We start from the raw sequence: 15,010 nt of genomic DNA, 5'->3' as shown, positions 1-15,010 counted from the left end.
TGCCCGTACCCGTTCTCGCACCGGCGCGGCGAAAATCGACCGGCCCGGGGCGCACTCAAGGCGTGCCGAGAGCCGAAAAGCAACATCAAAAGGCAGTGCGGAGGAGGAAATTGCTTATTTTCGCGGCTTTGAGGGCCTCTTACCCTTGGTAAGACCGTTGACTTCCGGCGGGTTTATACCGATGTTCTGCGACCGTTTTACACGCGCGTGAGCGAGCCGGCCGGCCTGTCCCGAGACGCGCGGTGAGATGTACCCGGAACGTCAGAGGAGAAGACCGCCATTCGTCGCCCTATGAGAGCCGCCGTGCCCGAGAAGGAAGGCCCGCGCGTCAACGAAGATATCCGCATCCGTGAAGTCCAGCTCATCGACCAGGACGGGCAGAATCGTGGCGTCGTGCCGACGCGCGATGCCATTGCCCTGGCGCAGGAGGCTGGCCTCGATCTCGTCGAGATCGCGCCGAACTCGGTTCCGCCTGTCTGCAAGATCCTCGATTACGGCCGCTTCAAATACCAGAACCAGAAGAAGGCCAGCGAGGCGCGCAAGAAGCAGCACGTCGTCGAGATCAAGGAAATCAAGCTGCGCCCAGGCATCGACACCCATGATTACGAGGTGAAGATGAAGGCCATCCATCGTTTCTTCGACGAAGGCGACAAGGTGAAGGTCACCCTGCGCTTCCGCGGTCGCGAGATGGCGCATCAGGAGCTTGGCTACAAGCTGCTCAACAAGGTCAAGGAAGAGCTCGCCACGATCGCCAAGGTCGAGTCGGAGCCGCTGCTGGAAGGCCGGCAGATGATCATGGTGCTGGCGCCGCGCTGAGCGCGGACGCCGGGCCGTCTTCCGACGGAACGGGTCCTTCTCCCGTGAACTGCAAGCACCGGGCCGTGCGGGCGCCGGTGCTTTTGCATGTCCGGGAGAGGGTGACCGAGCCGGCCGCGGGTGGAAGGCTCACCGCTCCGCCTGGCCGGCCCCCTGGCTGGGACGGCCGGGCCGGGTCACTCCGGCAGGTTGCCGTTTTCCGCCAGGACCGCGCCGGCAAGATAGAGCGAGCCGGCGATCAGCACCCGCGGCGCCGGGGTGACCGGAAAGGCGGCAAGTCCGTCGAGCGCTGCCGCGACGCTGGGCGCCGTCGAGGACGACAGGCCGTGCGCCGCGCCGGTGGCGGCGACCTCCTCCGGCGAACGACCCTTGTGATCGCCCGGTACCGGCACCGCGATGAGTTCGCGTGCCAGTCCGGCGAAAGGAGCGAGGAAGGCGCCGGAATCCTTGGTGCCGAGCATGCCGACGATCAGCACCAGCGGCCGCGGCACCCGATCCTCGATATCGGCCAGCGCGGCGGCAAGCGCCTGTCCGCCGGCGGCATTGTGACCGCCGTCGAGCCAGACATCGACACCTTCCGGCGCGCGGGCGGTCAGCGGGCCGGGGCCGAGCCGCTGCAGCCGCGCCGGCCACTCCGCCGCGCGCACCCCCTCCTCGAAGGCATGGGAAGGCAGCGCCAGCGACGGCATGGCCAGACCGGCGACCCGCAGCGCCTCGACGGCAAGGCCGGCATTCTCGATCTGGTGCGGGCCGACGAGACGCGGACGCGGCAGGTCGATCAGGCCGTTCTCGTCGGCGACGATGAGCCGGCCACCCTCGTCATGCGCCTGGAAGTGCTCGCCCATGATGGTGAGCGGCGCGTGCAGCCGCGCCGCCTGCCGCTCGATGACCCGAAGCGCCGCCTCGTTCTGCCGGCCGAGCACCGCCGGAATCCCGCGCTTGAGGATGCCGGCTTTCTCGCCGGCGATGGCGGCGACGGTCTCGCCGAGGAAATCGACATGGTCGATCGAGACCGGCGTGATGACGCTGACCAGCGGAGCATCCACCACATTGGTGGCGTCGAGCCGGCCGCCGAGGCCGACTTCCAGCAGCAGCACGTCGGCGGGAACCTCCGCGAACAGCAGGAAGGCGGCAGCGGTGGTGATCTCGAAGAAGGTGATCGGCTCGCCGCCATTGGCCCGCTCGGCGCGGTCGAGCGCGTCGACCAGCTGCGCGTCCTCGACCAGATGCCCGGCGAGACGGATCCGCTCGTTGAAGCGCACCAGATGCGGCGAGGTGTAGACATGCACCCGCTTGCCGCCCGCCTCCAGGATCGCCCGCATGAAGGCGACGGTGGAGCCCTTGCCATTGGTGCCGGCGACATGGATGAGCGGCGGCAGCCGGCGTTCGGGATGGCCGAGCCGCGCCATCAGCCGCTCCATGCGGTCGAGCGACAGGTCGATCAGCTTGGGATGCAGCGCCAGCAGCCGCTCGAAGATGGCGTCGATGGGCGCGCCGCCGGCGATGGGGAGGGCAGGCACGGCTGTCGTCCTCGCGTCAGGAGGTCGCCGGGGCAGCGGATGCGGTGGCTGCGTCCGGGGTTTCGTCCAGCTTCTCCGCCCTGGCCGGAGCCACCTCGGCGGCGGGTGCGCGCATCAGCAGCCGGCACAGCCGGGCGAGAGTTGCGCGCATCTCGTGGCGATGCACGACCATGTCCACCATGCCGTGCTGGCGCAGGAACTCCGAGCGCTGGAAACCATCGGGCAGCTTCTCGCGGATGGTCTGCTCGATGACGCGCGGGCCGGCGAAGCCGATGAGCGCCCCCGGCTCGGCGATGTGCACGTCGCCGAGCATGGCGTAGGAAGCGGTGACGCCGCCAGTGGTCGGGTTGGTGAGCACCACGATATAGGGCAGGCGCGCCTCGCGCAGTTCCTGCACGGCGCAGGTGGTGCGGGGCATCTGCATCAGCGAGAGGATGCCTTCCTGCATGCGCGCGCCGCCCGAGGAGGCGAAGATGATGAACGGCGTCTGCCGCGCCGCGGCGGTCTCCAGCCCGGTGACGATCGCCTCGCCGGCCGCCATGCCGAGCGAGCCGCCCATGAAGCCGAAATCCTGCACCGCAATCGTCACCGGCAGGCCGTCGAGCTTGCCATAGCCGACCTTCAGCGCGTCCTGCGCCCCGGTTTTCGTGCGGGCGTCCTTCAGCCGGTCGGTGTAGCGTTTCTCGTCGCGGAACTTCAGCGGATCGGCGACGACTGAAGGCAGAGCCACGTCGTACCATTTGCCGCCGTCGAACATCGTCCGCAGCCGCGCCGTCGGCTCCATGCGCATATGGTAGCCGGAACCGGGGATGACGTGCAGATTGGCTTCCAGATCCTTGTGGAACACCATCTGCCCGGTCTCGGGGCACTTCACCCACAGATTCTCCGGCACTTCCCGACGGTTCAGGAAGCTGTTGAGCTTGGGGCGGACGACGTTCGAGATCCAGTTCAAGGGCGCGGCTCCGGGGTGGTCGAGGCGGCGCGCTGCGGCGCCGGCCTTCATCTAGTCACGCAGCAAGTAATCATGCAGCAAGGCGAGGAAAAGGCGGGCGCGCTACTCGGCGGCGGCCGGTCGCGCGTCGCGCACCGCCGTCGCCAGCGCCGAGACCAGCTGGGTCACGGCCGGGATGGTGGCCGATGTCGCCTTCTCCTCGGTATCGAGCGTGCCGCGCAGGGCGTCGATCAATGCCGAGCCGACCACCACGCCATCGGCTCCGGCGGCGATGGCGGCGGCCTGTGCCGGGGTCTTCACCCCGAATCCGACCGCCACCGGCAGCGGCGTATGCGCCTTGATGCGGGCGACCGCCCGCGTCACCCGGTCCGCATCCGGGGTGGCGGCGCCGGTGATGCCGGCGATCGAGACATAATAGACGAAGCCGGCGGTGTTCTTCAGCACTGTCGGCAGGCGCTTGTCGTCGGTGGTCGGGGTGGCGAGCCGGATGAAGGCGAGCCCGGCGGCGAGCGCCGGCAGGCACAGCTCGTTGTCTTCCTCCGGCGGCAGGTCGACGACGACGAGCCCGTCCACCCCCGCGGCCTTGGCGTCGACCAGGAAGCGCTCGACGCCATAGATGTAGACCGGGTTGTAATAGCCCATCAGCACCACCGGCGTGGTCGAGTCGGTCTCGCGGAAGGCGCGCACCATCGCCAGCGTCTTGGCGACCGTCTGGCCGTTCTTGAGCGCCCGCAGGCCAGCGGCCTGGATCGCCGGGCCGTCGGCCATCGGATCGGTGAACGGCACCCCGAACTCGATGACGTCGGCCCCCGCCGCCGGCAGCGCCTTCAGCAGCGCCAGCGAGGTGTCGTAATCGGGGTCGCCGGCGGTGACGAAGGTGACGAGCGCGGCGCGGCCCTCGCGGGCGCAGGCCTCGAAGCGTTGGGTGAGGCGCGAGCTCATATGCGGGTTCCCAGAATCTCCGCCACCTGCGGAATGTCCTTGTCGCCGCGGCCGGAGAGGTTGACCACCATCAGATGGTCCTTCGGCAGCGTCGGCGCGAGTTCGATCACCTTGGCCAGCGCATGCGCCGGCTCCAGCGCGGGGATGATGCCCTCGAGGCGCGACACCAGCTGGAAGGCGGCCAGCGCCTCCTGGTCGGTCGCCGAGATATAGGTGGCGCGGCCGGTATCGTGCAGCCACGAATGCTCCGGCCCGATGCCGGGATAGTCGAGCCCGGCGGAGATGGAATGCGCCTCGGCGATCTGGCCGTCATCGTCCATCAGCAGATAGGTGCGGTTGCCGTGCAGCACGCCGGGACGACCGCCGGTCAGCGAGGCGGCATGCTGGCCGGTCGGAATGCCGTGGCCGGCAGCCTCGACGCCCCAGATCTTCACGGCGGGATCGTCGAGGAAGGGGTGGAACAGGCCCATGGCGTTGGAGCCGCCGCCGATGCAGGCGATCAGGCTGTCCGGCAGCCGGCCCTCCTGCTCCAGCATCTGCGCGCGGGTCTCGTGGCCGATCACGCTTTGAAAGTCTCTGACCATTGCTGGATAAGGATGCGGGCCGGCCACGGTGCCGATGCAGTAGAAAGTGTCGTGCACATTGGTCACCCAGTCGCGCAGCGCCTCGTTCATGGCGTCCTTGAGCGTCTTGGCGCCCGCCTGCACCGGCACCACCTCGGCGCCGAGCATCTTCATGCGGAACACGTTCGGCGCCTGTCGGGCGACGTCGAGCGCGCCCATATAGACGACGCATTTCAGCCCGTACCGCGCGCACAGCGTGGCGGTGGCGACGCCGTGCTGGCCGGCGCCGGTCTCGGCGATGATGCGCGGCTTGCCCATGCGCCGGGCGAGCAGGATCTGCCCGAGCACGTTGTTCACCTTGTGCGAACCCGTGTGGTTCAGTTCCTCGCGCTTGAAATAGATCTTGGCGCCCAAGCCATCGGGCGCCCCGGCGCGCAAATGCTTGGTCAGCCGCTCGGCGAAATAGAGCGGGCTCGGCCGGCCGACATAGTGCTTCAGCCCGGCATCCATCTCCGCCTTGTAGGCGGGATCCGCCTTGGCGTCCTGATAGGCCTTTTCCAGGTCGAGGATCAGCGGCATCAGGGTCTCGGCGACGAAGCGGCCGCCGAACATGCCGAAATGCCCGTTCTCGTCGGGGCCGGTGCGGAAGGAGTTGGGTGCGTTCACGACGTGGAGCTCGTTAGGTTGGCAGGGCGTGTCGGCGCGGCCGGCAAGTGGTCCGCCGGCGTGCCGGCGGCGGTTTCGAAGGCGTGGGCGACGTCGTGCGCGGCGTGCCGCGCATGGCGCACAAAGGCGGCGATCCGCGCCGGATCCTTCACGCCCGGCGCGCTTTCCACGCCGGACGAGACATCGACCGCCCGCGCGCGGGTGATGGCCACGGCCTGCCCGACATTTTCAGGCGTCAGCCCCCCTGACAGCATGAAGGGCTTTGCGAGGTCAAGGCCGGTGAGCAGATTCCAGTCGAACGGCACGCCATTGCCGCCCGGCAGCGCCGCGCCCTTCGGTGCCTTGGCGTCGAGCAGCAGCCGGTCGGCGACCGCGGCATAGGCCGGCAGCCTAGCGAGGTCCTCCGGTCCGGCAATGCCGATCGCCTTCCAGACCGGCCGGCCGAAGCGGGCCTTGACGGCGGCGACGCGTTCCGGCGTCTCGCGGCCGTGCAGCTGCAGCGCGTCGGGGGCGAGCGCGGCGATGATGTCGGCAAGCGCCGCATCGTCGGCATCGACCGAGAGCGCGACGATCTGCGCCTTGCCGCGCGCGCGCGTGCCGAGGCGGGCGGCGGTGGCGAGGTCGAGATGGCGCGGGCTCGGCGTGAAGAACACCGCACCGACCATGTCGGCGCCGGCGGCAAGCGCCGCGTCCAGCGTCTCCGGCGTCTTCAGCCCGCAGATCTTGATCTCGATGGCCACGCGCGTCTCTCCTCGGGGCCTGCCACTAGCACGGAACCATCGGCCGAGGCGAGGTTTTGCTTGTCATATGGCATCGGGTGGCGCGTCCCGCAGCCCTCCGCGCACCGCGGCGACGCCAAGCGAATGGCAGGGCGACGAATGCGGGTCGGTACCGATTCACCCTTCCGCCACGACAACCGCCATGCTACATCAATTTCGACTGTGGAATTGAAATTTCCACAAATTGTAAATGATAAATAGCTGCCCGTCTGGAGAGACTCCCATGCGCCTGTCGCGCCGCCTCGTCCTTGCCGCCGCCCTGGCGCCCCTCGTGCTGTCGGCCGCCGTGCCGTCCGCCCGCGCCGCCGAGCCCAATGCGATTCTCAACGCTTCCTACGATATCGCCCGCGAACTGTTCGAGGCGATCAACGCCAAGTTTGAGCCCGCCTACAAGGCGGAAACCGGCAGGGAGGTGAAGGTCAATCAGAGCCATGCCGGCACCTCGAAGCAGGCGCGCTCGATCGTCGAGGGATTGGAAGCGGACGTCGTCACCTTCAACCAGATCACCGACATCCAGTTCCTGGTCGACAAGGGTTTCGTCGCCAAGGACTGGCAGGGCCGCCTGCCCAATGCCTCCTCGCCCTGGTACTCCTTCCCGGCCTTCCTGGTCCGCGCCGGCAATCCCAAGAATGTGAAGAACTGGGACGACCTCGTCCGCGACGACGTCAAGCTGGTGTTCCCCAACCCGAAGACGTCCGGCAACGGGCGCTACACCTATATCGCCGCCTATGCCTTCGCGCTGGAGAAGTTCAAGGGCGACAAGGTGCAGGCCGATGCCTTCGCCAAGAAGCTGCTCTCCAACGTCGTCGTCTTCGACACCGGCGGGCGCGGCGCCACCACCTCCTTCGTCGAGCGCGAGCAGGGCGACGTGCTGATCACCTTCGAGGCCGAGGTCATCAGCGTGAAGGACGCCTACAAGGACAAGAATTTCCAGGTCGTGGTGCCGCCGGTGAGCCTCTTGGCCGAGTTCCCGGTCGCGGTGGTCGACAAGGTGGTGGACAAGCGCGGCTCGCGCAAGGAAGCGACGGATTACCTCACCTGGCTCTATTCGCCGGAGGGGCAGACCATCGCCGCGCAGGCCAATAACCGCGTCGTCGATGCCAAGGTTGCCGATCAGTTCAAGGCGAAGTTCGCCCCGGTGCGCCTCGTCAAGGTCGAGGACGTGTTCGGTGGCTGGGCCGAGCTGCAGAAGGAGCATTTCGTCTCCGACGGCAAGCTGGACCAGCTCTTCGTCGGCAAGTGATCTTCTGCTGATTCTTCCGAAGAAGCAGAAGACCCGTCATGCCCGGGCTTGTCCCGGGCATCCACGTCTCCGGCCGGTGCCGGGGTGGAAAGGCTTGGATGGCCGGATCAGGTCCGGCCATGACGTTGCTCGGGGATGGCGCATATCGGGGAAAGCTCTGATCCCCGTCCCGCCGCCGTGAAAAGTGTCCTCGCACTGGACATTGCCGGATAAGTGCGGCATGGCCGGAGCGGTGTCGGCGATTGGCCGTGCCGTGCCCGTTGCCGAGCTTGAGGAGCCGAGCCGTTGAACCGCGTCGTCCCGGGTTTCGGATTGTCGCTCGGCATCACCCTTACCTATCTCAGCCTGATCGTGCTGCTGCCGCTCGGCGCCCTGGTCTGGCAGGCGCTCGGCGTCGGCTGGGAACGCTACCTCGCCATTCTCGCCGGCCCGCGCACGGCGAACGCCTTCCGCATCACGTTCACTACCGCCGCGCTCGCCACCGCCTTCAACTGCGTCTACGGCCTTGCGCTTGCCTGGGTGCTGGCGCGCTATGAGTTTCCCGGCAAGCGGCTGCTGGACGCCCTGGTCGACGTGCCCTTCGCCCTGCCGACGGCGGTGGCGGGCCTCGCGCTGTCGGCCCTGTTCGTCAAGAATGGCTGGTTCGGCGGCCCGCTGGCCGCGTTCGGCATCGAGGTCGCCTATACCCCGCTCGGCATCGCCATCGCCATGGCGTTCACCTCCATCCCCTTCGTGGTGCGCACCGTGCAGCCGGTGCTGGAGGATCTGCAGGCCGATGTCGAGGAGGCGGCCGCCACGCTGGGCGCCTCGGACGCGCGCATCTTCGCCAGAGTGATCTTCCCGGCGATCTTCCCGGCCTTCCTCACCGGGGCGTCGCTGAGCTTCGCGCGCTCGCTCGGCGAATTCGGGGCGATCATCTTCATTGCCGGCAACCTGCCGGGCAAGACCGAGGTGGTGTCGCTGCTCACCTTCATCCGCATCGAGGAATATGACTACCCCGCCGCCGCCGCCATCGCCACCACGCTGCTCCTGACCGCCTTCGTGATGCTGTTCCTCGTCAACATGATCCAGCTCTGGCAGCAGCGGCGGATCGGCGCGTCGGGAGACTGAGCATGGCCGCGCCGCCCACCATTCCCCGCCCCCGCAAGGATGCTCTCGGCGCCCGCGTGCGCGTCGGCTCGGGGGCGACCACCCGGCGGGTGCTGATCGGCACCGTGCTGCTGGTCACCGCTCTCATTCTGGTGGCGCCGCTCGTCGCCATCTTCGCCGAGGCGCTGCGCCATGGCTGGGAGGCCTATGCCCGCTCCTTCGCGGCGCCCGACACCCAATACGCCATCTGGCTGACGCTGATCACCGCGCTGGTGGTGGTGCCGGTCAATATCGGCTTCGGCATCGCCGCCGCCTGGTGCATAGCCAAGTTCAGCTTTCCCGGCCGCAACCTCCTGGTGGCACTGGTGGAGCTGCCTTTCTCCATTTCGCCGATCATTGCCGGCGTCGCCTATCTGTTCGTCTATGGCGCGCAGGGGCTGCTCGGGCCGACGCTGGAAGCGTGGGACATCAAGATCATGTTCGCGGTGCCCGGCATCATGCTGGCGAGCCTGTTCGTCACCGCCCCCTTCGTCGCCCGCGAGCTGATCCCGCTGATGATCGCCCAGGGGTCGGAGGAGGAAGAGGCGGCGGTGACGCTGGGCGCCGGCGGTTGGCGCATCCTGCGCACGGTGACTTTGCCCAATGTCCGCTTCGCGCTGCTCTACGGCGCGGCGCTGTGCAATGCGCGGGTGATGGGCGAGTTCGGCGCGGTGTCGATCGTCTCGGGCAACATACGCGGCCAGACCAACACGCTGCCCTTGCAGATCGAGCTGCTGTACCAGGACAACAACGCGGTGGCCGCCTTCGCGGTGGCCACGCTGCTCACCGCGGTGGCGCTGGTGACGCTGATCGCCAAGGCGATCATCGAGCGGCTGGACCGCGCGCGGGAAGCCGCGCATTGAACGACATTTGAGCGGGCGGCTCGTCCATGGGGAGCGTCTCCCTTCCTTTCCTCTCCCCGCCGGAACTCGGCTGTTGCCGAGTTCCGTTCGGCAAGGTCGAAGCCGGAAACATCCGGCTTCGACGGAGAGGTGGCCGCGTAGCGGGTCGGTGAGGGGAGACGCGATCGGGAAGCGAAGAAGACCCCTCACCCCATCCCTCTCCCCCACGGGGAGAGGGAGCCGCCTTGCCGGTCAAGGCGACAGCTTGATGGAAGAGCGAAAGGGAGTGCGTCGCCTCAATGCGCCTCGTCCCAATTGGCGGCGGCGCGGGCGTCGACCTTCAGCGGCACCTTGAGCGCCACTGCCGGCAGCGGCGCTTCCTCCATCACCTTGGCGATCACCGGGATGGTGGCGGCGATCTGATCGTCCGGCACCTCGAAGATCAGTTCGTCATGCACCTGCAGCAGCATGCGGGCGTCCAGCTTCGCGCGGGCGAGCGCCGTATCCATGCGCACCATGGCGCGGCGGATGATGTCGGCCGCCGAACCCTGCAGCCGGGCATTGATCGCCGCCCGCTCGTTGAAGGCGCGGATCGACGGGTTTTTGGCGGCGATGTCCGGATAGTGGCAGCGCCGGCCGAACAGCGTCTCCACATAGCCGTGCTCGCGGGCGAAGTTGCGTGTCTCGTCCATATAGGCGCGGATGCCCGGGAAGCGCTCGAAATAGCGCTTGATATAGGCCCCCGCCTCCTCGCGCGGGATCGACAGCTGGTTGGCGAGCCCGAAGGCCGAGATGCCGTAGATGATGCCGAAATTGATCGCCTTGGCGCGGCGGCGCACCTCGCTCGGCATGCCGGCGATCGGCACGCCGAACATCTCGGAGGCGGTCATGGCATGGATGTCGAGCCCGTCCTGGAACGCCTGGCGCAGCGAGGGCGTGTCGGCGATCTCGGCCAGCAGCCGCAGCTCGATCTGCGAATAGTCGGCCGAGACCAGCTTGTGGCCGGGCGCGGCGACGAAGGCCTTGCGGATCTTGCGGCCCTCCTCGGTGCGCACCGGGATGTTCTGCAGATTTGGCTCGGAGGAGGACAGCCGGCCCGTCGTCGTCGCCGCCAGCGCGAAGGAGGTGTGCACCCGGCCCGAATGCGGGTTCACATAGGTCGGCAGTGCGTCGGCATAGGTGGATTTCAGCTTCTGCAGCTGGCGCCAGTCGAGGATGCGGCGCGGCAGTTCGTGGCCCTGTTCGGCGAGCTCCTCCAGCACGTCGGCACCGGTCGACCAGGCGCCGGTCGGCGTCTTGCGCCCGCCGGGGATCTGCATCTTGCCGAACAATATGTCGCCGAGCTGCTTGGGCGAGCCGGGATTGAAGGTCTCGCCGGCCATCTCGGAAATCTCGGCCTCCAGCCGCGCCATGCCCTGCGCGAAGTCGCCGGAGAGCCGGGAGAGCATCTGCCGGTCGATGAGGATGCCGCGCCGCTCCATATTGGCGAGCACGGTGACGAGCGGGCGTTCCAGAGTCTCGTAGACCGTGCTCCTGTGCTCGGCCACCAGCCGCGCCTTCAGCACGCGCCACAGCCGCAGCGTAACGTCGGCGTCCTCGGCGGCGTACTCCACCGCCTTCTCGATGGCGACGCGGTCGAAGGTGACGGCGCCCTTCCCCTTGCCGGCGACCTCCTCATATTTGATCGGCGTGTGGTTCAGCCAGCGCATGGAGAGCGGGTCCATGCCGTGCGGCGAGGCGCCGGCGTCGAGCACATAGGAGAGCAGCATCGTGTCGTCATAGGGGGCGACCTCGATGCCGTGGCGGGCGAGGATCAGCCAGTCATATTTGAGGTTCTGGCCGATTTTCAGCACGCCTTCGTCTTCCAGCAGCGGCTTGATGGTGGCGAGCGCCGCGTCGAGCGGAATCTGGCCAGGGACCAACCCTTCCGCGAACAGCCCGTCGCCGGCGCCGACATGCTGGAGCGGCACGTAGCAGGCCTCGTTGGGCGCCAGCGCCAGCGAGAAGCCGATCAGCTCGGCCTGCATGGTGTCGAGCGAATTGGTCTCGGTGTCGATGGCGACGCAGCCGGTCTCGAACGCCTTGCCGACCCAGGCCTGCAGGCGGGCCAGGCTCGTCACCGTCTCGTAGCGGGAGCGGTCCACCGGGGTCTTGCCGGCTTCCTTGACGCGCGCCACGGCACGTCTGGTTGGCGACAGCAACTGGTCGTCGCCACCGCCGATGGAGAAACCGGCTGCCGCGCCGGCTTCTCCGCTCTCCTCGGCCTGCGGTCCCAGTCCGGCGGCCTCGGCAAAGGCCAGCGAGGCCGGCGCTCCGGCCTTCAGCCGCTCATCCGGCTCGATGGCGGCGATCTCGATCTCGTAGGTCTCGCCGACACGGCGGGTGAGGGTGGTGAACTCCATCGCCTTGAGGAAGGCGACCAGCCGCTTGCCTTCCGGCTCCACCACCGCGATCTCGTCGAGCGGCACCTCCACCGGCACGTCGCGCTTCAGCGTCACCAGCTCGCGCGACAGGCGGGCCTGGTCGGCGAAGGCGATCAGGTTCTCGCGCCGCTTGGTCTGCTTGATCTCCGGCGCGCGGGCCAGCAGCGCGTCGAGGTCGCCATATTCGGCGAGCAGCTGCGCGGCGGTCTTGATGCCGATGCCCGGCACGCCCGGCACGTTGTCCACCGAATCGCCGGCCAGCGACTGCACGTCGATGACCCTGTCCGGCGCGACGCCGAATTTCTCGAACACCTCCTCAGTGCCGATCGTCCTGTCCTTCATCGGGTCGTACATGCGGACATTGTCGTCGACGAGCTGCATCAGGTCCTTGTCGGAGGAGATGATGGTGACGCGCGCGCCGCGCTTCTTCGCCTGCTCGGCATAGGTGGCTATGATGTCGTCGGCCTCGAAGCCCGCCTGCTCGACGCAGGCGAGGTCGAACGCGCGCGTGGCTTCCCGAATGAGCGGGAATTGCGGGATCAGGTCTTCCGGCAGCTCGGGGCGCTGCGCCTTGTAGAGCGGGTAGATGTCCTTGCGGAAGGTCTGCTCGCTCTTGTCGAACACCACCGCGAGATGGGTCGGGGCGGGGGAGAAGCCCTGCGCCCGCACCAGCTTCCACAACATGTTGCAGAAGCCGGCGACCGCGCCCACCGGCAGCTTGTCGGAGGTGCGGGTGAGCGGCGGCAACGCGTGATAGGCGCGGAAGATATAGGCCGAGCCGTCGATCAGCACGACATGGTCGTTCGGGTCTACGATGTCGGTGCGGTCGGTGGTCGGGGCGGTCATGGCGGGCTCCTGTCGGGCGCGCACGATGCCGAACCCGGTCCTCCGGAGCAAGAGCGCGGGACGAGATAGTGACGGCGCGGCCGTCCGGCGCTACAGAGCCGCGAGGATACGATCATGCCCCGCTACAAGCTCACCATCGAATATGACGGCACGCCCTTCGTCGGCTGGCAGATCCAGGCGCTCGGCGCTTCCGTGCAGGGCGCGCTCACCGATGCGGTGAAGCGCTTTTCCGGCGAGCGCGTGCATGTGCAGGGGGCGGGTCGCACCGATGCCGGCGTGCACGCCACGGGGCAGGTGGCGCATATCGAACTGTCGAAGTACTGGCGCCCGGATACGGTGCGCGACGCCATGAACGCGCATCTGCGGCCCTTGCCGGTCGCCGTGCTGGCGGCGGAGGCGGCGGATGATGATTTCCACGCCCGCTTCTCGGCCGTCGGCCGCCGCTATGTCTACCGGATCATCCTCCGCCGCGCCGATCTCGCGCTGGACCGCGACCGGGCGTGGCGGGTGCTGCGCCCGCTCGATGCGCAGGCAATGGCCGAAGGCGCGCGGCAGCTGGTCGGCCGGCACGACTTCACCACCTTCCGCGCCAGAGGCTGCCAGGCCGCCTCGCCGGTGAAGACGCTGGACCGGCTGGAGGTGGAGCAGGTGCCGCTCGATTTCGGCAGCGAGATTCGCGTGCATGCGGCCGCGCGGTCGTTCCTGCACCATCAGGTGCGCTCGATGGTCGGCACGCTGGTGAAGGTCGGCGAGGGGGCGTGGACGCCCGGCGACGTGAGGGCGGCGCTGGAGGCCACCGACCGCACACGCTGCGGCCCGATGGCGCCCTCGGCGGGGCTGTATCTGGCGGAAGTGACCTATTGAGCGCGGCGCGGGGCCTGCTCCTCTCCCCGCCGGAAGAGGAGAGGAAACTCACAGCGGCTTCAGCGCGTCCATGAAGCGCACCGGCGCGCCCTGCGACGGTGTCGCCAGCTCGCCTTCCCACATCACCTTTGTGCCCCGCACGAAGGTGCCGACCGGCCAGCCGGCGACCTCCACCCCGTCATAGGGCGTCCAGCCGGGCTTGGAGGCGATCCAGCCATTGCGGATGGTCTGCCGCCGCTTGAGGTCGACCACGGTGAAATCGGCGTCATAGCCCACCGCGATCCGCCCCTTGGTGGCGATGTTGAAGATGCGTGCCGGCCCGGCGGAGGACAGGTCGACGAAGCGTTCCAGCGTCAGCCGCCCGGCATTCACATGGTCGAGCATCATCGGCACCAGCGTCTGCACGCCGGTCATACCCGAGGGGCTGTCGGGATAGGGCTTGGCCTTCTCCTCCAGCGTGTGCGGCGCGTGGTCCGAGCCGAGAACGTCGACCACGCCGTCGGCCAGCGCCTGCCAGAGCGCGGCGCGGTGGCGGGCCTCCCGCACCGGCGGGTTCATCTGCACCAGCGAGCCGAGCCGGGCGTACCAGCTCGCATCCATGGTGAGATGGTGCGGCGTCACCTCGACGGTGGCAACGTCCTTGTTGTCGCGCAGGAAGGCCATTTCCTCGGCGGAGGTGACGTGCAGCACATGCACGCGCTTGCCGACCTCGCGGGCGAGGTTGACGAGGCGGGTGGTGGCGGTCAGCGCGGCGATCTCGTCCCGCCACACCGGGTGCGAGGAGGCGTCGCCCGGCACGCGCAGACCCTTGCGCTCGGCAAGGCGCGGCTCGTCCTCGCAGTGGAACGAGGCGCGGCGGCGGATCACCTGCAGGATCGCCTTCACGCCCGGATCGTCGGCCACCAGCAGCGAGCCGGTGGACGAGCCGATGAACACCTTGATGCCGGCGGCGCCGGGCAGCATCTCCAGCTCCGGCAGGTCGTTGACGTTCTCATGCGTGCCGCCGACGAAGAAGGCGAAGTCGCAATGCATGCGCCCGGTGGCGCGGGCGATCTTGTCTTCGAGCGCGCGCGCCGAGGTGGTGAGCGGACTGGTGTTCGGCATCTCGAACACCGCCGTCACCCCGCCCATCACCGCCGCGCGGGATCCCGTCTCGAGATCCTCCTTGTGCTCCATGCCGGGCTCGCGGAAATGCACCTGGGTGTCGATCACGCCGGGCAGCACATGCAGACCGGTGCAGTCGATCGTCTCGCCGGCCCGGGCGGCGTCGAAGGAGCCGATGCCGGCGATCCGGCCGCCGGTCACGCCGACATCCCGCCGGGCGATGCCGTCCTGATTCACCACGGTGCCGCCCTTGAGGAGAAGGTCGAAGGTCAAGCTCATGGTGTCCCCGCTGGTGATGGAAGCCCTTCCGGGCTCTTAACCC

The 15,010-nt window shown here is 68.3% G+C and carries 11 protein-coding genes and 1 pseudogene; 5 read left to right on the top strand and 7 right to left on the bottom strand.

Features of this window, described 5'->3' with window-relative positions; translation table 11 throughout:
• Nucleotides 1-291 precede the first annotated feature (291 nt).
• Nucleotides 292-816 (top strand): translation initiation factor IF-3, encoded by a 525-nt coding sequence (gene infC, locus J2X65_RS14415; RefSeq protein ID WP_214007819.1) that lies wholly within the window; start codon nt 292-294, stop codon nt 814-816.
• 176 nt (nt 817-992) lie between these two features.
• On the opposite strand, the gene J2X65_RS14410 is transcribed toward infC, so the two are convergent.
• The 5 genes and pseudogenes from J2X65_RS14410 to J2X65_RS14390 form a co-directional block, all read right to left on the bottom strand.
• Complete coding sequence (locus J2X65_RS14410; protein WP_310202152.1) at nt 993-2,336, bottom strand: folylpolyglutamate synthase/dihydrofolate synthase family protein; 1,344 nt, start codon at nt 2,334-2,336, stop codon at nt 993-995.
• Nucleotides 2,258-3,288: pseudogene (gene accD, locus J2X65_RS14405) on the bottom strand (acetyl-CoA carboxylase, carboxyltransferase subunit beta). The gene J2X65_RS14410 and the pseudogene accD overlap by 79 nt, the downstream one beginning before the upstream one ends.
• A gap of 102 nt (nt 3,289-3,390) precedes the next feature.
• Entirely contained in the window at nt 3,391-4,230 is an 840-nt protein-coding gene (gene trpA / locus J2X65_RS14400) for a tryptophan synthase subunit alpha (protein WP_310202150.1), read from the bottom strand.
• On the bottom strand, nt 4,227-5,405 hold the full coding sequence (gene trpB / locus J2X65_RS14395) for a tryptophan synthase subunit beta (RefSeq protein WP_310202301.1): 1,179 nt from the start codon (nt 5,403-5,405) through the stop codon (nt 4,227-4,229). Before trpB ends, trpA begins: the two co-directional genes overlap by 4 nt.
• 50 nt (nt 5,406-5,455) lie before the next feature.
• A complete protein-coding gene (locus tag J2X65_RS14390; RefSeq protein ID WP_310202148.1) occupies nt 5,456-6,199 on the bottom strand; it encodes a phosphoribosylanthranilate isomerase in 744 nt (247 codons plus the stop codon).
• 262 nt (nt 6,200-6,461) lie between these two features.
• Here J2X65_RS14390 and cysP point away from each other — a divergent pair, with 262 nt between their 5' ends.
• The 3 genes from cysP to cysW all read left to right on the top strand — a co-directional run bounded on the left by cysP (nt 6,462) and on the right by cysW (nt 9,472).
• Nucleotides 6,462-7,481 (top strand): thiosulfate ABC transporter substrate-binding protein CysP, encoded by a 1,020-nt coding sequence (gene cysP / locus J2X65_RS14385; protein ID WP_310202146.1) that lies wholly within the window; start codon nt 6,462-6,464, stop codon nt 7,479-7,481.
• A 285-nt stretch (nt 7,482-7,766) separates the two neighbouring features.
• Nucleotides 7,767-8,591, top strand: a complete 825-nt coding sequence (gene cysT / locus J2X65_RS14380; RefSeq protein WP_310202144.1) for a sulfate ABC transporter permease subunit CysT — start codon at nt 7,767-7,769, stop codon at nt 8,589-8,591.
• Nucleotides 8,592-8,593: 2 nt separating this feature from the next.
• Nucleotides 8,594-9,472, top strand: a complete 879-nt coding sequence (cysW, locus tag J2X65_RS14375) for a sulfate ABC transporter permease subunit CysW (protein WP_310202142.1) — start codon at nt 8,594-8,596, stop codon at nt 9,470-9,472.
• Nucleotides 9,473-9,747: 275 nt separating this feature from the next.
• Here the strand turns inward: cysW and polA are convergent, their stop codons facing one another.
• Nucleotides 9,748-12,720 carry a DNA polymerase I gene (polA, locus tag J2X65_RS14370; protein ID WP_310202140.1) on the bottom strand — a complete coding sequence of 991 codons (2,973 nt, stop codon included), beginning with the start codon at nt 12,718-12,720 and terminating at the stop codon, nt 9,748-9,750.
• Between the two features lie 114 nt (nt 12,721-12,834).
• Here polA and truA point away from each other — a divergent pair, with 114 nt between their 5' ends.
• Nucleotides 12,835-13,584 (top strand): tRNA pseudouridine(38-40) synthase TruA, encoded by a 750-nt coding sequence (truA, locus tag J2X65_RS14365; RefSeq protein WP_310202138.1) that lies wholly within the window; start codon nt 12,835-12,837, stop codon nt 13,582-13,584.
• 48 nt (nt 13,585-13,632) lie between these two features.
• On the opposite strand, the gene J2X65_RS14360 is transcribed toward truA, so the two are convergent.
• Complete coding sequence (locus J2X65_RS14360) at nt 13,633-14,967, bottom strand: dihydroorotase (protein ID WP_310202136.1); 1,335 nt, start codon at nt 14,965-14,967, stop codon at nt 13,633-13,635.
• Nucleotides 14,968-15,010 lie beyond the last annotated feature (43 nt).

This window comes from Ancylobacter sp. 3268 (genome assembly GCF_031456575.1).
Classification (GTDB): domain Bacteria; phylum Pseudomonadota; class Alphaproteobacteria; order Rhizobiales; family Xanthobacteraceae; genus Ancylobacter.
Note: the sequence above shows the minus strand (reverse complement) of the source record. Positions and strands in the feature narration are given on the sequence as shown.